The following is a 20,210-nucleotide window of genomic DNA, read 5'->3' on the forward strand; positions in this document are numbered from 1 at the left end:
AAAAAGCTGAAAAGCTGAAAGGCTGACGTAGCAAGGGATAGAAAAAAGATCAAAAAAAATTGCCAAAAGGGGTTGACAAACTTAGGGAAGTTAGATACATTGGTAAATGCGCGGTTGAAGCGAAGCGAAAGCGAAGCGAAACAAACGACGCTGGAACCTAGACAAAACAATAGTTTGAAAGCCAAGCAAAACAGCCTCGTTTAGAAGCAATTCTATAACAAAAAAGTCAAACCCGCAAGGGGGAGACAAAAAAAAGTCAAAAGAATCAAACGATTCATCATGGAGAGTTTGATCCTGGCTCAGGATGAACGCTGGCGGCGTGCCTAACACATGCAAGTCGAACGGGAATCTTCGGATTCTAGTGGCGGACGGGTGAGTAACGCGTAAGAATCTAACTTCAGGACGGGGACAACAGTTGGAAACGACTGCTAATACCCGATGTGCCGCAAGGTGAAATCTAATTGGCCTGAAGAAGAGCTTGCGTCTGATTAGCTAGTTGGTGGGGTAAGAGCCTACCAAGGCGACGATCAGTAGCTGGTCTGAGAGGATGAGCAGCCACACTGGGACTGAGACACGGCCCAGACTCCTACGGGAGGCAGCAGTGGGGAATTTTCCGCAATGGGCGAAAGCCTGACGGAGCAACGCCGCGTGAGGGAGGAAGGTCTTTGGATTGTAAACCTCTTTTCTCAAGGAAGAAGTTCTGACGGTACTTGAGGAATCAGCCTCGGCTAACTCCGTGCCAGCAGCCGCGGTAATACGGGGGAGGCAAGCGTTATCCGGAATTATTGGGCGTAAAGCGTCCGCAGGTGGTCAGCCAAGTCTGTCGTCAAATCAGGTTGCTTAACGACCTAAAGGCGGTGGAAACTGGCAGACTAGAGAGCAGTAGGGGTAGCAGGAATTCCCAGTGTAGCGGTGAAATGCGTAGAGATTGGGAAGAACATCGGTGGCGAAAGCGTGCTACTGGGCTGTATCTGACACTCAGGGACGAAAGCTAGGGGAGCGAAAGGGATTAGATACCCCTGTAGTCCTAGCCGTAAACGATGGATACTAGGCGTGGCTTGTATCGACCCGAGCCGTGCCGAAGCTAACGCGTTAAGTATCCCGCCTGGGGAGTACGCACGCAAGTGTGAAACTCAAAGGAATTGACGGGGGCCCGCACAAGCGGTGGAGTATGTGGTTTAATTCGATGCAACGCGAAGAACCTTACCAAGACTTGACATGTCGCGAACCCTGGTGAAAGCTGGGGGTGCCTTCGGGAGCGCGAACACAGGTGGTGCATGGCTGTCGTCAGCTCGTGTCGTGAGATGTTGGGTTAAGTCCCGCAACGAGCGCAACCCTCGTTCTTAGTTGCCAGCATTAAGTTGGGGACTCTAAGGAGACTGCCGGTGACAAACCGGAGGAAGGTGGGGATGACGTCAAGTCAGCATGCCCCTTACGTCTTGGGCGACACACGTACTACAATGGTCGGGACAAAGGGCAGCGAACTCGCGAGAGCCAGCGAATCCCAGCAAACCCGGCCTCAGTTCAGATTGCAGGCTGCAACTCGCCTGCATGAAGGAGGAATCGCTAGTAATCGCCGGTCAGCATACGGCGGTGAATTCGTTCCCGGGCCTTGTACACACCGCCCGTCACACCATGGAAGCTGGTCACGCCCGAAGTCATTACCTCAACCTTTCGAGGAGGGGGATGCCTAAGGCAGGGCTAGTGACTGGGGTGAAGTCGTAACAAGGTAGCCGTACCGGAAGGTGTGGCTGGATCACCTCCTTAAAGGGAGACCTAATTCGAGACAGGGTGAAAAAAAAGTAGCCCAGTCTTCTGAATCAATCCCAAAAGGTCGGAACGAGGTATGTGGCTTTCAAACTAGGTTCTGGGTTCACACAAGACCTGAATCAGGAACAAGGGCTATTAGCTCAGGTGGTTAGAGCGCACCCCTGATAAGGGTGAGGTCCCTGGTTCGAGTCCAGGATGGCCCACCTGCACAGGTGGCAAAAACAGAAAAGGAAGCGAGGAATCAGCACCTTATCTTACTCATATAGTAAGAGAGAATGCTGGCTCTGAGTACAGAGTCCAGAGGAACCTTGAAAACTGCATAGAGCTAGGTGAAAAAGCCAAAAAAGAAGACCGCAAGGTCAAGCTAATAAGGGCTAACGGTGGATACCTAGGCACACGGAAGCGAAGAAGGACGTAGTTACCGACGAAACGCTTCGGGGAGCGGGAAGCAAGCACTGATCCGAAGATATCCGAATGGGGCAACCCTAAACACGACCACCTGAATACATAGGGTGGAGCGAGCAAACCTGGTGAACTGAAACATCTTAGTAGCCAGAGGAAAAGAAAGCAATAGCGATTCCCCCAGTAGCGGCGAGCGAAAAGGGAACAGCCTAAACCAAGTTCTTCGGAACTTGGGGTCGTGGGACAGTGACAAAAGACTGGGAAATTTAGACGAAGCGGCTGAAAACCGCACCAGAGAAGGTGAAAGTCCTGTAGTCGAAAAAGGCACCAGCTTAACTGCATCCCGAGTAGCATGGGGCACGTGAAATCCCGTGTGAATCTGCCTCGACCACGAGGTAAGGCTAAATATTCCCGTGTGACCGATAGAGAAACAGTACCGCGAGGGAAAGGTGAAAAGAACCCCGGAAGGGGAGTGAAATAGAACATGAAACCGTTAGCCTACAAGCAATGGGAGGACGATTGAACGTCTGACCGTGTGCCTGTTGAAGAATGAGCCGGCGACTTACAGGTTATGGCAGGTGAAGGGGGAAGACCCCACAGCCCCAGCGAAAGCGAGTCTGAATAGGGCGATACGTCATAATTTGTAGACCCGAACCCGGGTGATCTAACCATGGCCAGGATGAAGCTTGGGTAAAACCAAGTGGAGGTCCGAACCGACTAATGTTGAAAAATTAGCGGATGAGCTGTGGTTAGGGGTGAAATGCCAATCGAACTCGGAGCTAGCTGGTTCTCCCCGAAATGTGTTGAGGCGCAGCGGTAGTGGAAGTTTAGTCGGGGTAAAGCACTGTTTCGCCGCGGGCTGGGAGACCGGTACCAAGGCGAGGCAAACTCTGAATACGGCTAAAAAAACTACCAGTGAGACGGTGGGGGATAAGCTTCATCGTCAAGAGGGAAACAGCCCAGACCACCAGCTAAGGTCCCCAAATGATAACTAAGTGAGAAAGGAGGTGGGAGTGCATTGACAACCAGGAGGTTTGCCTAGAAGCAGCAACCCTTAAAAGAGTGCGTAATAGCTCACTGGTCAAGCGCTCCTGCGCCGAAAATGAACGGGGCTAAGTTATCTACCGAAGCTGTGGACTACATTGTAGTGGTAGGGGAGCGTTCTATAGGGGGTGAAGCAGTAGCGGCAAGCAGCTGTGGACTCTATAGAAGTGAGAATGTCGGCTTAAGTAGCGAAAATGTGGGTGAGAATCCCACACCCCGAAACCCCAAGGTTTCCTCCGCAAGGCTCGTCCACGGAGGGTCAGTCAGGACCTAAGGCGAGGCTGAAAAGCGTAGTCGATGGACAACGGGTTAACATTCCCGTACCGATTAATGATTGTGCCGGAGAACGGAGAAGGTCAACGTCAGCTGGATGTTGGTTACCAGTGCAAGCAGTCAAGGCGATGAGAGGTGGCGAAAACACCAGGAGCTAAGACGCGAGTCCCACCTCCCAAGGGAGGGAAGTGGCGTTGATCAAGCTTCCTAGAAAAGCCCGAACCACGTTAATCATTAATTGCCTGTACCCGAAACCGACACAGGTGGGGAAGTAGAGAATACTAAGGGGCGCGAGATAACTCTCTCTAAGGAACTCGGCAAAATGACCCCGTAACTTCGGGAGAAGGGGTACCCTCGCAAGAGGGTCGCAGTGAATAGGCCCAGGCGACTGTTTACCAAAAACACAGGTCTCCGCCAAGTCGTAAGACGCAGTATGGAGGCTGACGCCTGCCCAGTGCCGGAAGGTTAAGGAAGTTGGTCAGGAGTAATCTAAAGCTGACGACCGAAGCCCCGGTGAACGGCGGCCGTAACTATAACGGTCCTAAGGTAGCGAAATTCCTTGTCGGGTAAGTTCCGACCCGCACGAAAGGCGTAACGATCTGGGCACTGTCTCGGAGAGAGACTCGGCGAAATAGGATTGTCTGTGAAGATACGGACTACCTGCACCTGGACAGAAAGACCCTATGAAGCTTTACTGTAGCCTGGAATTGGCTTCGGGCTTCGCTTGCGCAGGATAGGTGGGAAGCTTTGAAACTCTCCTCGTGGGGAGGGTGGAGCTAACGGTGAGATACCACTCTGGCGAGGCTAGAATTCTAACCCTGACCCCTAATCGGGGCGGGAGACAGTTTCAGGTGGGCAGTTTGACTGGGGCGGTCGCCTCCTAAAAGGTAACGGAGGCGCGCAAAGGTTCCCTCGGTCCCGTTGGAAATGGGACGATAGAGTGCAAAAGCAGAAGGGAGCTTGACTGTGAGACCCACAAGTCGAACAGGGACGAAAGTCGGCTTTAGTGATCCGACGGCACCGCGTGGAAGGGCCGTCGCTCAACGGATAAAAGTTACTCTAGGGATAACAGGCTGATCTCCCCCAAGAGTTCACATCGACGGGGAGGTTTGGCACCTCGATGTCGGCTCATCGCAACCTGGGGCTGAAGTCGGTCCCAAGGGTTGGGCTGTTCGCCCATTAAAGCGGTACGTGAGCTGGGTTCAGAACGTCGTGAGACAGTTCGGTCCATATCCGGTGTAGGCGTAAGAGCATTGCGAGGAGCCTTCCTTAGTACGAGAGGACCGGGAAGGACGCACCGCTGGTGTACCTGTTATCGTGCCAACGGTAAACGCAGGGTAGCCATGTGCGGAGCGGATAACCGCTGAAAGCATCTAAGTGGGAAGCCCACCTCCAGATGATTGCTCTCATGGCATTAAGCCAGTAAGGTCTCGGGTAGACTACCCGTTGATAGGCTCTAGATGGAAGCTCGGTAACGAGTGCAGTCGAGGAGTACTAACCGACCGAGGGCTTGACCTCATTCTTCTTTCACCACTTTTTCTCTAGCTTTTGCAGTCTTGAGGGTTCTACCCTTCCTGGTGTCTTTAACGTGATGGCACCACTCCGATTCCATCCCGAACTCGGTTGTGAAACTTCACCGTGGCCAAGATACTTGTCGGGTTGCCGACTGGGACAATAGCTCGATGCCAGGATTATTCTTTCCCACCCTCCAATCCCACAAGATTGGAGGTTTTGGTTTTTAGGAAAAATCAGAGGATTTTAAATCTAAACCTCGCTCAAATATTGTATCTATGGCTAACATTTCTCCATCGCTAGTCATAAATTTATGATTTTTGGTTGCTTGGATAGTTTGCCCATTTTCTAGGGTGTATTCAAAGACTTCTTGTAAACCTCGCTCGTGCCATTGAGAGATTGGTTGACTATAGATAAAGCCATTTTTATCTACACTATAAACAGTGCAGTTAATTTCTTCGCTCACAATTTTAGCAATTGGTAATAATCCGTATTCCTCAGTTAAAATTAATGTCTCACCTCCCAGACAATATTCGGCAAAATTTACCATCTGTTCAAAGAGATTTTCAGCGATTCTTTTTTCTACGCCATTTTTAGCAGCACCATCGATAAACATCTCCCTTTGTTTCTGCATTTCGGAGGCTTTTTTCTTACCCATTGCTCGACGCAATAGATCCGCTTCTCCTAGGGAATAACCAGCTAAATCCTGCGCCATTTTCATGATCTGTTCTTGATAGACTAAAACCGCGTAGGTTTCCTTAAGAATTGGTTCCAATAAAGGATGATCATAACGAATGGGTTCTCTACCGTGTTTTCTGCCAATAAAGAGAGGAATTAATCCCGCATCTAAAGGACCGGGGCGATAGAGTGCTAGGATTGAAGATATGTCCTCAATCCCCGATGGTTTTAACTCTTTAACGATCTGTTTCATCCCCGATGATTCTAACTGGAAAATACCTTCTAAATCCCCTTCTTCTAGTAATCCGTGGGTTTTGATAATATCGGGAGGTAGTTTTTTATGTTCCCCTTTAGCCCGAATTTGCAGGGCTTTTCTTTCATCTAAAGGCAATTGATCTAGATCGATATCTATGCCCTGATTTTGTTTAATTAAATCGGCGGTTTTTTTCAAAGTAGTTAAATTTCTTAACCCTAAAAAGTCCATTTTTAACAATCCTAATGATTCTAAATCCTCCATAAAATATTGGGTAATTACCGCCCCATCATTATTTTTCTGGAGGGGAACCACTTCATCTAAAGGTTGGGAAGAAATGACGACTCCTGCGGCATGAACTCCGAAGGTTTTGTTAGTACCTTCGATACGAATTGCCATATCTAACCAATGACGCACATGGGGTTCTGTGTCGTATCTTTCTTTAAATGCTGGTTCGGGAGTTTCATCGGAAATCATCACTTTTAAGGGTGTGGGTTTACCGCGAGAAACGGGAATCATTTTCGCCATTTTGTCCGATTCGGCGTAGGGAATATCTAACACCCGCGCCACATCTTTTAAGACAGCTTTTGATGTCATGCGGTTAAAAGTAATGATTTGGGCAACATTAGCCTCACCGTATTTTTCCGTAACGTATTGGATCATTTCATCCCGTCTCTCGATACAGAAATCCGTATCAATATCAGGCATAGATTTTCGTTCAGGATTGAGAAAACGCTCAAATAATAAACCGTGATGAACGGGATCAATATTGGTTATTTTTAAAGAATATGCTACCAAAGAACCCGCCGCAGAACCGCGTCCTGGACCGACGGGAATATAATGATCTCTAGCATATTTTATATAGTCCCAAACGACGAGAAAATAGGTAGAAAATCCCATTTTCTGTAACATTTTTAATTCGTATTCAAGCCTTTCTTTGTAAACAGGTTCAATCTCGTGACGCGAAGGACATTTCAATCTTTCTAGTAATCCTAACCAAGCAATTTCTTCTACATAACTATCAGCAGTATGTCCCGCAGGAACTGGATAGTTAGGTAGTCTTGGTTCATTAAAGATGTTATAAGGTTCGACTTTTTCTGCTACTTCTAAGGTATTATTAATCGCTTCTTCAATCACATCTTCTGGCAGATGATCACGGAAAAGTAAACGCATTTCATCAGCAGATTTTAAGTATTCTGTGCCACTATAACGGAGGCGTTTGTCTTCAGTAATTAACTTGCCAGTTTGAATACAAAGTAAGGCATCGTGTGCCTCTACATCGTAACAGGAAATAAAGTGAGAATCGTTAGTAGCAACTACTTTAATTCCTAATTCTTTAGCAATGTTAACTATTTCTACATTAACAATCCTATCTTCTTTAGAACCGTGGTCTTGAATTTCTAAATAAAAATCATCACCAAAATTTTTTTTATACCATTTAGCAGTTTCCTTAGCCAATTTCCTGTTATTAGCCAAAATTGCTTGGGGAATCTCTCCACCCAAGCAAGCACTGGTAACTATCAATCCTTCGTGGTATTGTTGGAGTAACTCTTTATTGATACAAGGACGAGCAAAAATGCCTTTACCTTGAATACCTTTTAAATTAGAAATAGTCGTTAATTTAACCAGATTTTTATAGCCTTGTGTGTTTTTAGCTAAAACAACTTGATGATATTTTCGGTGGCGAAGATTGACTTCAATATCGCCATTGACTACATACATTTCGTTACCAATAATTGGTTTTATTCCCTTATTACGGCAGGTTTTAATTAATTCGATCGCACCATACATGACTCCATGATCGGTTAAAGCGATCGCCAGTTGTCCTAATTCGATTGCTCGATCAATTAGTGCTGGTAATTGGGAAGCACCATCAAGTAAGCTATAATCACTGTGAATATGTAAACCGACAAAAGACATAATTTTTCAGGCAAAAGTGACAGATAAAAAGAAAAAAACTAGAATTTACTGACCTTTAATTTTCAGCAATCACAGTCTATTTTTAGGGTTGATTCAGAATCCTATAGGGGAAATAACCTTCTTCTAAATTAAACCATTGTTCTCGGAGTTTCTGGTTATCATTGCTGCCGACAACAGTATCAACAAATTTTTTCCATTCGGGATCGTTTTTGGGTAAAATACAGCCATAAAGTTCGGTGGTAATCGGTTGACGGGGTAGTAGCACAAATTCTCGGGTATCCTGTCCTTGTTTAACGATTTCCCCCAGTAGAAGAATTCCATCACTAACCACTGCTTTAACTTCTCCCCTTTGTAATTTTGCCACTGCCTCACTTCGATCGCTGACAGCTTGCCAATTAGCCAGAGGATAGATATAACGAATAATACTATCGGTGGTGGTGTGGGGAATATAGGCAATCGCAACTGCCGCTAAAGTGTTATTAATATCTATTTTATCAACATTTTCACTTTTAGTTAGAAATTGCGCTCCTGTCATAAAATAGGGAATAGAAAAATTAACCCTTTCTAGTCTTTCTTCCGTAATTGTTGCCGCATTACAGGATAAATCTACTTGTCCCTGTTCCACTTGTTGAAAACGATTATTAGCCGTCGCTTCTGTAAAGGTTATTGTAACCGGTTTACCCAATTGTTGTTCTAATTGACGTTGGACTAAGCGCATTAATTCCACTCCGTAACCCGTCCATTGTCCCGTTTTCTCATCAATATAACTAAAGGGGACACCATCTTTTCTGGCTGCCGCTTTTAATTCTCCCGTGCGAGCAATTCTTTGTAAAACTGTTTCTGCTAAGACTGATAAATGTAGGTTATTTATCAGTAAAAGACCTAGAAAAATAAGGCAAAAGTTTTTAGACATATCAAGAAATCAAGAAAGAGATAGGGAAAAAAAGCTAACAGCCGACGCGCGATTAGCAAGTGCCGCTATATTTTAACTACGATCCTCAAATAATCCACTCAAACGTTCTACTTCTGTTTGTGCTGTGTACATAGGAGTTCCAGCCAGAATTCCGGTAACATTGCGGAAAGGTTGACCGATGTGCATACCTTGATGATCGATCGAAAATTCACGAATATCCTTATCGTGCATAGAACCGCGCATTTTTAAAACAGTGATACCGCGTCGCATTTCTCCATACATTTCCACATAGCGCAGCAGAATAATTGAATCAGTAATTGTAGAAATATGTGCCTCTGTAATCGAGGAACCTCCTAATAAAGTGGGAGTGGTGGAAGTAAATAATCCTCCCACCTCTTTTTGCTTAATAAAAGAAGTCAAACCGATAATAAATTCACGAAATCCTTTCAGATTAGAAACCCTTTCTAAAGCAGATAAACTATCTACTGCCACTCGATTCGGTTGAAACTCCTCGATAATTTCCTTCATCATAATTAAATGATTTTCTAAACCAGTGGTTTCGGGATAACGGCAGACTACCTTTAATTTACCTTCCTTTTCCATGCGGTCATAATCCACCCCCCAACCGGTAGCATTTCTAAATAACTGTTCGCGACTTTCCTCGAAGGCAAAAATTAAACATCTTTCCCCATTGGTTACTCCCCCAGCCATAAATTCTGTCACCATCAGGGTTTTTCCTGTTCCTGTGGCTCCCGAAACCAAAATAACCGAATCGCGGAAGAAACCACCCCCACACATTCTATCGAGTTCCAGGCTGCCGGAAGTAATACGAATATTAGAGGATTTTTGTTCTAATTCAATAGCTGATAAAGGAATAATCACGGCCCCTTTATTGGGAATAATTGTAAAAGGAAATTCTCCTTTTTGGTGATCGGTTCCGCGATATTTTAAAATTTCGATCGTCCTTCTTCTTTTCTCATCGGTTAAAACGTTGCGTAAAATCACCACATTATCGGCCACAAACTCCTCCACCCCATAACGACTGATTTCGCCGTATTCTTGGGTTCTTTCCGCGGTCATAATCGCTGTTACTTCCAATTCTCGCAAAGCGGTTGCCAGACGAAAAAGATCACTTCTCACTTGAGCGCTGTCACTTAAATGGCTAAAAATTGCGCCTAAAGAATCCATAGACACCCGTTTGGCTTTATTTTTGCGGATAGCAAACTCAATGCGAGCGATTAATGCGCCTAGGTCGTATTCTCCTGTCACCATCGGCTTTTCTTCCGGTTGGGGGGAAGCATCGACAAAGGCCCATTGGCGATTTTCCTCCCACTGCCGGATATTCCAACCAAAACCACCCATATTTTTTCTGAGTGCGTGGGGTGGCTCCTCGAAGGTGACAAAAACGCCATTTTCTCCATTTTTGATGCCTTCTGCGAGAAATTGACAGGCAAAGACCGTTTTAGCACTTCCTGCCGTCCCCGCTATCAAAGTTGCTCTTCCTTTCGGCAATCCCCCTTCCGAAAGAAAATCAAAGCCGGGGATTCCTGTTTCTAACTTCTCAATCAACTCTAGGGGATTATTTTGCGTCATTTAAGTTCTCTATGAAAACGAGCCAATGTTTATTGTACCTATTTCAGTGACCAGCGATACCAGAAATTCATCCCTAGTTTGACAGTTTGAGCATTGGTAATAAAATTTCCAAGACATAGTTTAAATGCCGGACAGCTTCACCCAAGAATAAATGGAAACTAGATAAGCAGGTAAATCTCGGCTACAATTAACCAAAACAGCAATAAACTAATAGTCAGAATCAAAGTAAGTTTTGTATTTAGTTGATTAATAGTATTCTTGACAACTTTGAGAGAGTTTAAGGTATAATCATACTTATTTGCTCTACTATGGAACATACAACCGATAATAATCAAAATCAGCAAGAAAGCGATAATCAAAAAGAAAAAATAGCAAGAGATAATAAACCCATCCTGAAGATTGATCCTAAGAAAACTATACCCTACATACAGGAAGGAATCAAACCGAAAAATAGATAAATTCTGTTTATTTCAGGGTTCCTTGAGAGGTGCCATTATTTGACGCATCTCAAGGAAAAATAAAGTAAATTTCTCTGACTATAAAGGAACTTGAGTAATCCAATCTTGATACTTTGGTTCCTGATTGAGAACGATAGAACTTAACTTTTCTTTTAACTGATAAGTAATCGGTTTAGCCGCGGGTAAAGAAAAAGTTTCAATCCTTTTAATCGGAGTAATTTTCGCCGCAGTGCCACTTAAAAACACCTCATCAGCGATAAATAACTCCGTCTTATCTACGGGTCTTTCAATAACCGGAATACCCAAATCCCGCGCAATAGTTAAAACACTATCTCTAGTAATACCCTCTAGGATATCTTGGTCAAAACTAGGAGTAATTAGCTGACCATTTCTGATGATAAAAATATTCATTCCCGTCGCTTCACAGACTTTACCCTGAGAATTCATTAAAATTGCCTCATCAAACCCGGATTCTACCGCTTCCGTTTTTGCTAAAGCAGAAGTGATATAAGCGGCGCTAATTTTACCTCGCAACGGGAAACTTCTATCCTCTTGACGATACCAAGAACTAATCCGACAATTAACCCCATCGGCTGCTAAATAATCATCCATTTCTAGACCATAGACTAGAAAATCCTTCTCGATACCATGCAATCGCGGGGCAATTCCCAACCCAGAACTATAGATAAGGGGACGAATATAAAAAGGTCGATGACACTGATTATTTTTGACAAAATCGATAATTATTTGATAGATTTTATCAGCAGGAATCTCGTAATTAAGAAACTTAGCACTTTGACTTAAACGCTGACAATGACGTTCTAATCTAAATAATAATATCTGTCCCGGATTGTTAGGGTCGGGAGTACCTCGTAAACCACCGAAAGCGGCAGTTCCGTAGTGTAGCGCGTGGGTAGCAATGGATAATTTTGCCTCAGTAAAAGGGATAAATTTATTCTCAAAATAGGCGAGAGGAAGGAAAGTAATTTCGGCGGTAATAGACATTTTTTTGTTGATTTAACCAAGAATTAAACGGGATTTACCCATGCGGAAAAATTTTGTTTCTGGCTATTAGAAGGATTTTCTACCCTGATAATTTCATAGCGAATCGTCTGCGGGGCAGCCAGTGGAACAGCAAGGGTTCGCAATTCATCGAGATGAAAGACTGTTATCTGAATAATATCACCTGCGCGGTAGTCTTTTAATCTTTCGTTTAACTGTTCCGCCGTCACCCGCAATCCATCGATAGCCAATAATTCATCATCAGCATTAATTCCCGCTTTTTGGCAAGGGGAACCCATCTCGACAAATTTAATTATTTCTTTACCCGCTTCACTCTGTACCCGCATTCCCAGATGAGGTATCGTCTCCCCATTGCTAACACCCCGCAGATAGAGTCCAAAGGGTTCAAGATATTGATTAAAGGGTAATTCTGCCAAACCGTCGATATAACGCTGGTAGAAGTCGCTTAAATCCACTCCCGCAGCCGATTCGAGAATTGCCTGCAATTCCCCATCGGTATAACCAATCTCCTCTTTACCGAAATGTTGCCACATCGAGCGTAAAACATCATCGAGGGAACGACGGTTATCGGTGTGGGTGCGAATTAGTAAATCCAGAAGCAGCGACAATAATTCCCCCTTGAGATAGTAGGAAATTTGACTATTATCACTATTGCTATCCCGTCGATAGAGTTTTATCCAAGCATCGAAACTCGATTCGCCTAGCGGTTGGACAAGACGGCCGGGTATATTGAGATAACGGGTTATTTCTTTGCTTAAAAGCTCTAAAAAAGTCTTACTATCGTATATTCCCGCCCGTAGAGGGATTATCATATCGTAATAACTGGTGGTTCCTTCGGCAAACCAGAGGGAAGAAGTATAATTTTCTGCATCATAATCGAAGCTTTCTAAAGCTTTTGGGCGAATACGCTTGATATTCCAGAGATGAAAGAACTCATGGGCGACTAATTGCAGAAAACGATTATATTTATCCTTATCTCGCAATCCCAAACGCGCATAGTTAAGGGTACAGGAATTTTTATGTTCTAGTCCCCCGTAACCAGCCGCCGAAAGATGTAGCAAAAAGAGATAATTATCATAAGGGAGTCCACCGAACATAGCGGACTCGGTTTGAATAATTTTAGTGGTATCAGCGATAATTTGACTAGGATTGGCGTTTCCCCGTCCCCAGATAGCTAATTGATGGGGTTTTCCCTCGACGACAAAATCGTATAACTGATGAGTCCCCACTTCCACAGGACTGTCCACTAGGGTATCGAAATCGGGAACGTGAAAGGTGTTTTTCTGTCCGGGTAAAGATTGTAAGGCAGTGGTAACGCGCCAATCGCCATGGGGGGGGATAATTGTCAGGGTGAGGGGATGTTTTTGATAATCGGGGATATAGAAAAATAAAGCAGCCCCGTTGAAGTAACCGTGAGTATCATCAAGATGGTTGGTTCTGACGGTTAAATCGTGGGCAAAAACGCGATATTTGACCGTTATTTCGGAACTGTCACCATTGTCAATCTGCCAGTGATTTTTAGCAACTTTGCGACTGTTAAGGTTAATAGCTTGAAAATCTTGAACTAAACGGGAGTATTCCCGCACTAGATAGGAACCGGGAGTCCAAACCGGCATTTTTAGGTTTAAAATCGGAGCTTGCCAACCGGTAATCTGTAGAGTGACTTCAAAGAGGTGTGAAGTCGGTTCCGACATAGCCACTTGATAGCTGAGACTTAAACGAGTTGAGGAGATGGTAGTGGGGGAAATAAGACTGGTCATCGGCATTAAAGAGGCTTTTAAGTTATTCTACTGAATCTGGCTATTAAACACTGATTATTTATTCCCCCTTTTGCAGGAGTGCCTCTCCTGATATGTAGCCTATACTCAACGGATTTAGTATTACTTGCGATTTTATCACTCAATCCAAGCTTTTGGGGGGTTCTACCCCCCAAACCCCCCGTTGGGGGCGTGGCGCCGCCCCCAAACCCCCCGCGCATTAGTTTTTCGGTGGGATGCTTACACGCAGCCGCTGACGCATCTGTAATAAATTAAGAGTCACTTCCCCTGCATGAGTGCCTCTCCTGATATGTAGCCTATACTCAACGGATTTAGCATTATGGCAGTGCGAAAAATCCGATGGTTTTCCCAGATTTGACCTCTTGCATAATTAATTTTTGATGGTTCAAAAACAGCAAAAATAAGGATTAAATGTCCTAAAATCTGTAAATATACTATTTAATTGATTATTACTTATTCTTAATTCTCCTGACTACTGACTACTGGCTACTGGCTCCTAACCCTAACAACAATTTTCGATTTTTACAAGCGGTCTATTTTACCGAGCAGTTTTGGAACTGTAACCCCCGCAAATCCTGCGAGGGTTTTTTGGCCGATTCAGCGTCTTTCTGCTGGGGGGGCGGGAGGAGCCACATCGGGGGGAGGAGTTACCGGTAGGGGAACCGAACGAGTTTCGGGATCCGCCACATTGACGGGAACGGTAATCGGTTCGGCTGCTGCGGGGGCCGTATTTTCAGGACTAGGAGCAGCGGCGCTGGTAGGACCGGTGCTAGTACGCCGACGACTAGAACGGCCTTGGCTGGGTTCGCTAGTATTAGAACGGACGATAGTTTGCTCACGACTTACCCGAACCCGTCGCCGTCTGCGGATAGGTCCTTCGCTGGGGGAACCCTCATCGCTGCTGGCTAAACGATTGTTAGTAGTTTGGGTAAAGTAGGTACGTCGGGGTTTAATGGGTTCCGCTTTTACTGTCACCGGACGTTTGCCTAAATTCGGTTCTGGGAAACCTTGATAGGGAATATCCTTAATTGCTTCTAACATAAATTGTCGCCACATCCAAGCGGACATGGTACTAGCTCCATTGGTGGGTTTATTATTGTCATTACCGAGCCAAATTCCGGTGACTAATTGGGGAATATAACCGACAAACCAAAGGTCGCGAGCCTTATCAGAAGTACCAGTTTTTCCCGCCACCGGACGACCAATTTGTGCAGGGGTTCCCGTTCCCGAATTAACCACATCCTGCAGCATCCAAGTCATCGTCGCTGCCGTGTTTTTATTCAGAGCAGTTTTCGGTTTAAAATTGGCTTGATAAATTACCTTACCATGGCGATCAAGTACCTGATTAATACCGTAAACTGGTTGATGCACACCATTATTAGCAAAAGTCCCGTAGGCGCTGGTCAATTCTAAAAGATTGACTTCCGAAGCACCCAAAGCCAAAGAATAAGTGGGTAAAAGTTTCGACTGGATACCCATATCTTGAGCTAATTTAATCACCGGATTCCAACCCACAGCCACTAACACCTGAACTGCCACCACATTCAGGGAAGAAGTCAAAGCATCGCGCATGGACACCTCGCGGCCGCTATACCTATCCCCGTAGTTTTCCGGTTTATAACCATCCACCACATACTGAGCATCTTTATAACTGGAATAGGGCGATTTCCCCGCCGCAATCGCCGCCGCATAGACAAAAGGTTTAAAAGTAGATCCCGGCTGACGTTTTGCCTGTGTCACCCGATTGAATTGATTCTTATCGTGGTCAATTCCTCCCACCATAGCCTTAATTTGCCCATTTTTGGGGTCAATTGCCACTAAAGCCGCCTGTTGGAAGTTCTGCCACCTGCCATAACGAGAAACCGCTCTTTCTACCACTTCCTCCGCTTCGCTTTGCCAACGAGGATTAAGGGTAGTTTTTACCACCACTCCCCCCGCTTCTAGGGTTTTAGCGGGAACCAGTTGCGGCAGTTCTTTTTCCACATAATCGGTAAAATAGGCCGCTTGCCGTTGCAGACGTTTTAGGGGACTGGTTTTCAGTACTAGGGGAGATGCGATCGCCAGTTGCGCTTGAGCATTAGTAATAAATCCCACCTCGGCCATAGTTTTGAGGACGATATTACGCCGTTCTAGGGCAGATTTAGGGTTTTCGAGAGGAGAATAGAGACTAGGAGCGGGAACAATGCCAGCAAGGGTGGCAGCCTCGGCTAGAGTTAATTTATCGACGGGTTTACTGAAATATAACCAAGCGGCATCGGCAAGACCGTAGGCCCCGGAACCGAGATAAACTAGGTGAAAATAACGCTCTAAAATCTGGTCTTTTGTGTATTTATCTTCTATTTTCTGAGCTATACGCATTTCCCGTAATTTGCGATCAAAACTTCTTTCTTGGGATAAAAAGACAATCCGGGCTAATTGTTGGGTGATGGTGCTGCCTCCTTCCACCACTCCCCCGGCTCTCAGGTTAGAAAAGAGAGCGCGAGCAATACCCTGGCCATCAACTCCCCCGTGTTCGCGAAAACGACGGTCTTCACTAGCGATAAAGGCTTCCTGTACCAGTTGGGGAACTTGGGCAATTTTCACGGTTTCGTAGGTACTAGGGCCATTTTGCTTGAGGATTTCCCCATTAGCTGCTTGAATGGTTAGGGTGCCGGGACGAGTATATGTTTGTATATCGGCGATATTTTGCGGTAAAGAGGTTTCAAGGCGATAAATGCCCCAACCTACCCCCAAAACGCCCCCTGTTACGCCTAATCCTACTCCCAAGTACAACCCAAAGCGGGGATGTTGTCGCCATTGCGGTAGGGGGGAATTGTCGATCAGGGTAGTAAATTTGTTCTTTAGAAGTTTTATTGTCTCTAGAGCCTTGCTACTGGTTCGGGAGACTAAATTAACCTTTTTTTCTTCGGAAGTGGCTTCTAGTGGCTTTTCTCCAGCAACTGGCGCAGATTTGGAGTCGATAGTATCAACTTTAGGGGCTTGCTCGGAATTTTCTAATTTATTAGCGAGATTATGAAAAAATTGACTAAGTTTTTGTTTGTATTTCATGTTAATTGAGCGGGTGAGGGTGAGGGTGTGGGGTGTGGGGAGAATAAATAAAAATAATCTCCTGTCTCCTGTCCCCTGACGACTGACTCTTTAAAGATCGCTAAATTGTCGCCACCATTGCTGGAGAGGGTAATAGACGAGGGGAGTCCAGAGACTACTAAGCAGAGCAGCAGTGAGGGCAATGCGTTGATAATCGATCCAAAGATATGCGAGATTTTTGCCTCCTTGTAGATAGTATTGAAAAGCGATCGCACCATCGGCGATTAAAGTCATAACAAAGACAATTAAGACCACGGCGATCAATTCTTCTTTAACATAACGTTGTCGGTGTAAACGGGAAGTGAGGAAACCGATCAGACCAAAAACCATGATATGGGAAGGATAATTAGAGGTAAGACTATCTTGAATAGCGCCGATCGCTAATCCGGCAACCACACTATCGAGACAAGAGCGATTGAGACTCCAACTAACCAACCAAATCAGTAACCAGTTGGGAGCGATGCCTAAAATCTCCATTCCAGGTAGCCGCATCAAGGAAAGAAAAGCACAGAGAAGCAGCGAAGCGATAGTGACTAAAATATTCAGTATAAAACGAGAACGGGCTGATAAACGGCTTAATTTCAGCATAATTCCCCCTCTCACTGCTGGGGTTGCGGGTGAACGAACACCCATTCGAGATTGTCCACGGTGGCGGTAAATTCAATTTTGGCGGTAGGGGCGGGATTTTCCTGTAAATTAAGGGAAATTATGCGACCGATGGGCAACCCTGGCGAAAAAAGACTACTAAAAGCCGAAGTTGTCACCACATCTCCTGGTTTGACATCGGGAGCTTTTTCAAAAAAGCGCAGGGTGGCGACTTGGGAATTCTGACCTTGAATCAAACCCATGGACCGACTACGATTTACCGTTGCTCCGATGCGACTTTGGGAATTACTGACCAATAAAACTTTGCTGGTGTGGGGAGTAACTTCCGTAATCCGTCCCACTAAACCGCCAATTCCCGTCACCGAAGCACCCACTGGCACACCATCGGCGCTACCCCGACCGATAATTACCTGTTGCCACCAATCATCGGCGCTGCGGCCGATAATTGGGGCAGAAATCAGGGGTTTTTTCTGGGTTTGATAATAACCAAGCTGTTTTTTTAATTGTTGATTTTGATATTCGACTTCACTTAAACGATTTTGTAATTCTCGCACCCGTTGATCGGCCAGAAGTTGCTCTTGCAGATTAGTTTCCTCTCCCTGAAAAGGACGAGTTAATAAACCATACAATTCTAAAATCGCCCCACTTTGATAGGTGCGAATGTACCAAGCTACCCCCAAAGCGGCAGCGAGCAGCAAAAGTCGCCATCCCTGCTGTGTCCATTTTCGTCGTGCTGAATACATGAGCGATTTAAAACCTCTTGGCTGTGTAGAGTGAGAATCCGTCCATTTTTCCGCTGCTGATGGCTAACGGCTAACCGATCCTAGTGACCTTTAGACATTGCGAGTTGTTTCATTAACGATCCGCTCAAAGAGTTTCTGATTTTTTAACACTTCTCCCGTGCCTTTGACCACACAGCGCAGGGGATCTTCAGCGACATGGGTAACGATACCAGTTTCGTGACTGACTAGGCGATCGAGTCCCCGTAATAAAGCACCTCCTCCCGCTAACATGATGCCGCGATCGATAATATCGGCCGCTAATTCGGGGGGAGTTTTTTCTAGGGTACGTTTGATCGCATCAACGATCACGGAAAGTGGCTCATCCATACTTTCCCGCACTTCTTCTGCTTTTATGGTCACGGTGCGGGGTAAACCGGACATAAGATGCAATCCCCGCACTTCCAGAGGAGGAAATTCATCTTCGGGGGAGGGATAAGCGGAACCAAGGCGAATTTTGATATCTTCGGCCGTGCGTTCCCCGATAATCAGGTTATGGACTTTTTTCAGATAAGCGATAACTGCTTCAGTGAGTTCATCCCCGGCCACACGGACGGATTCGCTGATCACAGTCCCATCGAGACTGAGAATCGCCACTTCCGTCGTGCCACCACCGATATCGATGATCATATTTCCCGTCGCTTCCGAGACGGGTAAACCGGCACCCAAGGCCGCCGCAACTGGTTCATCAATTAACCCCACTTCTCGCGAGCCGGCATTTTTGGCCGCATCCACCACCGCGCGTCTTTCTACCCCAGTAATCCCACTGGGAACACCGATTACCATGCGGGGATTGCCAATCGTGCCATCGAGCGCTCGTTTGATGAATTCCGCTAACATGATCTCGCAACTGTAAAAATCGGCGATTACCCCATCGCGCAGGGGTCGCAGTGCGGTGACATGGCCCGGAGTCCGACCGAGCATTTTTTTGGCCTCCTCCCCGACAGCGACCGGGTTACGATCTTGATCGATCGCTACTACCGATGGTTCCTCTAAAACGATGCCTTTCCCTGATACATAAACGAGGGTGTTTGCTGTCCCCAAGTCTATACCTATGTCCCTTGATAAGCCTAGTCCTCTAAAAAAACCCACTTGTTTTCACTCCTGTTCTTATAAAAAGTTACTATAGCTAGACTTTCGATCGAATCGACTTGGATTCTATTACGTTTTGTTTCTCAAGTCTAGTTAATTATCGCTTCTTTCTCCCCGGATTTACGCAGGTATTTGCCCTAATTTTCTCCCTAGCCACCGGTCAAGGCTAAGGTTTCGGGCTAAAATGAACATACTATTGTACTAAATCGAGGCTTTAAGACCATGAGTTTAAATCTGGTTCATTTGGTGGGACGAGCGGGGAGAGACCCGGAAACGAAGTATTTCGAGTCAGGTAAGGTTTTATGTACTTTCACTTTAGCGGTTAATCGTCGCTCTAAAAATAGCGAACAGCCGGATTGGTTCGATCTGGAAATTTGGGGCAAAACGGCGGAAGTGGCCGCTAATTATGTGAAAAAAGGCGGTTTAATCGGGATTAAGGGTTCTTTAAAAATGGATACCTGGAATGATAAAAACACGGGATTAGCTCGTTCTAAACCGGTGATTCTCGTTGATCAATTAGATTTACTCGGTTCTAAACGCGATAGTGAGGCTAATTCCGAGCGAGAATTTTAAAGCTTGAGCGGTATCATTTCCCGATTTTAGGTGTGTTAACCCCTAGTAACACACCCTTATTAGACCCCTTGTAAAAATCAAAAATTAGGGTAAGCGCATCTTAACAATCTTTGACAAAATGAACTTTATGTGAGTTGTTTACCCAGAGAGCGATTCAGGCATATTTGAGGAGAATTGGCCATCTCAATTGTTAAGCAAAAACCGACCAAATGTGAAGATTTCGTAACTATTCTGATTGACTGGTATCACTTGAAATGCCCATGCGGATCACAACATTGGCCAATTGTCAATAGCTTTTGAGATGCTCTCACCCTGACTTAGGAAGCAGAAAAATTAGCTAAATTAACAAGATGTACTCTCAGACAATTTCAAGAGAGATAGGCTTTTAGTGGCTTGAGAACAAGCTTTATAAATCTATTCATAATATAGCAAAAAATGGGTTGTTTAGGACGCTTT

General features: G+C 45.4%; 11 protein-coding genes, 1 tRNA gene and 3 rRNA genes. 6 read left to right on the plus strand and 9 right to left on the minus strand.

The window, feature by feature from the left end:
- Window positions 1–276: 276 nt before the first annotated feature.
- From MiAbW_RS06840 to rrf, 4 genes are all read left to right on the plus strand, one after another.
- Window positions 277–1,767 (plus strand): 16S ribosomal RNA (locus tag MiAbW_RS06840).
- 132 nt (window positions 1,768–1,899) lie between these two features.
- A tRNA-Ile gene (locus tag MiAbW_RS06845) sits at window positions 1,900–1,973 on the plus strand.
- Between the two features lie 154 nt (window positions 1,974–2,127).
- Window positions 2,128–5,007 (plus strand): 23S ribosomal RNA (locus tag MiAbW_RS06850).
- Between the two features lie 55 nt (window positions 5,008–5,062).
- A 5S ribosomal RNA gene (rrf, locus tag MiAbW_RS06855) occupies window positions 5,063–5,180 on the plus strand.
- Together the 16S, 23S and 5S rRNA genes with 1 tRNA gene alongside form the textbook arrangement of a ribosomal RNA operon.
- 47 nt (window positions 5,181–5,227) lie before the next feature.
- Here the strand turns inward: rrf and MiAbW_RS06860 are convergent.
- From MiAbW_RS06860 to kaiC, 3 genes are all read right to left on the minus strand, one after another.
- Complete coding sequence (locus MiAbW_RS06860) at window positions 5,228–7,852, minus strand: DNA polymerase III subunit alpha (RefSeq protein WP_151695483.1); 2,625 nt, start codon at window positions 7,850–7,852, stop codon at window positions 5,228–5,230.
- 82 nt (window positions 7,853–7,934) lie between these two features.
- Complete coding sequence (locus MiAbW_RS06865; protein ID WP_151695484.1) at window positions 7,935–8,765, minus strand: amino acid ABC transporter substrate-binding protein; 831 nt, start codon at window positions 8,763–8,765, stop codon at window positions 7,935–7,937.
- 72 nt (window positions 8,766–8,837) lie between these two features.
- Window positions 8,838–10,358 (minus strand): circadian clock protein KaiC, encoded by a 1,521-nt coding sequence (gene kaiC, locus MiAbW_RS06870; protein ID WP_002744832.1) that lies wholly within the window; start codon window positions 10,356–10,358, stop codon window positions 8,838–8,840.
- A 308-nt stretch (window positions 10,359–10,666) separates the two neighbouring features.
- On the opposite strand from kaiC, the gene MiAbW_RS19545 reads away from it, so the two are divergent.
- Entirely contained in the window at window positions 10,667–10,816 is a 150-nt protein-coding gene (locus MiAbW_RS19545) for a hypothetical protein (RefSeq protein WP_172963190.1), read from the plus strand.
- A 78-nt stretch (window positions 10,817–10,894) separates the two neighbouring features.
- Here the strand turns inward: MiAbW_RS19545 and MiAbW_RS06875 are convergent, their stop codons facing one another.
- The 6 genes from MiAbW_RS06875 to MiAbW_RS06905 form a co-directional block, all read right to left on the minus strand.
- Complete coding sequence (locus MiAbW_RS06875) at window positions 10,895–11,821, minus strand: branched-chain amino acid transaminase (RefSeq protein ID WP_151695485.1); 927 nt, start codon at window positions 11,819–11,821, stop codon at window positions 10,895–10,897.
- Between the two features lie 23 nt (window positions 11,822–11,844).
- Window positions 11,845–13,605: a M61 family metallopeptidase gene (locus tag MiAbW_RS06880; RefSeq protein WP_151695486.1), complete on the minus strand. Its 1,761-nt coding sequence runs from the start codon at window positions 13,603–13,605 to the stop codon at window positions 11,845–11,847.
- 609 nt (window positions 13,606–14,214) lie between these two features.
- Window positions 14,215–16,665, minus strand: coding sequence for a transglycosylase domain-containing protein (locus tag MiAbW_RS06885; RefSeq protein WP_151695487.1), 2,451 nt, complete (start codon window positions 16,663–16,665; stop codon window positions 14,215–14,217).
- 90 nt (window positions 16,666–16,755) lie between these two features.
- Window positions 16,756–17,337, minus strand: coding sequence for a rod shape-determining protein MreD (gene mreD / locus MiAbW_RS06895; protein WP_151695489.1), 582 nt, complete (start codon window positions 17,335–17,337; stop codon window positions 16,756–16,758).
- The gene (mreC, locus tag MiAbW_RS06900; protein WP_151695490.1) at window positions 17,304–18,053 is read right to left on the minus strand and encodes a rod shape-determining protein MreC; all 750 of its coding nucleotides are present in this window, start codon (window positions 18,051–18,053) and stop codon (window positions 17,304–17,306) included. The genes mreD and mreC overlap by 34 nt, the downstream gene beginning before the upstream one ends.
- Before the next feature lie 90 nt (window positions 18,054–18,143).
- Complete coding sequence (locus MiAbW_RS06905) at window positions 18,144–19,181, minus strand: rod shape-determining protein (protein ID WP_151695491.1); 1,038 nt, start codon at window positions 19,179–19,181, stop codon at window positions 18,144–18,146.
- A 222-nt stretch (window positions 19,182–19,403) separates the two neighbouring features.
- On the opposite strand from MiAbW_RS06905, the gene MiAbW_RS06910 reads away from it, so the two are divergent.
- Window positions 19,404–19,754, plus strand: a complete 351-nt coding sequence (locus tag MiAbW_RS06910) for a single-stranded DNA-binding protein (protein WP_151695492.1) — start codon at window positions 19,404–19,406, stop codon at window positions 19,752–19,754.
- Window positions 19,755–20,210: the final 456 nt, after the last annotated feature.

The sequence above is a fragment of the Microcystis aeruginosa NIES-4325 genome (assembly GCF_008974145.1).
Taxonomy (GTDB): Bacteria; Cyanobacteriota; Cyanobacteriia; order Cyanobacteriales; family Microcystaceae; genus Microcystis; species Microcystis aeruginosa_G.

Bases quoted from the DNA above. Each gene is read 5' to 3' on its own strand.
- kaiC (WP_002744832.1), bottom strand. From the start codon at position 10,358: ATGACGCAAAATAATCCCCTAGAGTTGATTGAGAAGTTAGAAACAGGA.
- MiAbW_RS06885 (WP_151695487.1), bottom strand. From the start codon at position 16,665: ATGAAATACAAACAAAAACTTAGTCAATTTTTTCATAATCTCGCTAAT.
- MiAbW_RS06880 (WP_151695486.1), bottom strand. From the start codon at position 13,605: ATGCCGATGACCAGTCTTATTTCCCCCACTACCATCTCCTCAACTCGT.
- MiAbW_RS06865 (WP_151695484.1), bottom strand. From the start codon at position 8,765: ATGTCTAAAAACTTTTGCCTTATTTTTCTAGGTCTTTTACTGATAAAT.
- MiAbW_RS06875 (WP_151695485.1), bottom strand. From the start codon at position 11,821: ATGTCTATTACCGCCGAAATTACTTTCCTTCCTCTCGCCTATTTTGAG.
- MiAbW_RS06910 (WP_151695492.1), top strand. From the start codon at position 19,404: ATGAGTTTAAATCTGGTTCATTTGGTGGGACGAGCGGGGAGAGACCCG.
- MiAbW_RS19545 (WP_172963190.1), top strand. From the start codon at position 10,667: ATGGAACATACAACCGATAATAATCAAAATCAGCAAGAAAGCGATAAT.
- mreC (WP_151695490.1), bottom strand. From the start codon at position 18,053: ATGTATTCAGCACGACGAAAATGGACACAGCAGGGATGGCGACTTTTG.
- mreD (WP_151695489.1), bottom strand. From the start codon at position 17,337: ATGGGTGTTCGTTCACCCGCAACCCCAGCAGTGAGAGGGGGAATTATG.
- MiAbW_RS06860 (WP_151695483.1), bottom strand. From the start codon at position 7,852: ATGTCTTTTGTCGGTTTACATATTCACAGTGATTATAGCTTACTTGAT.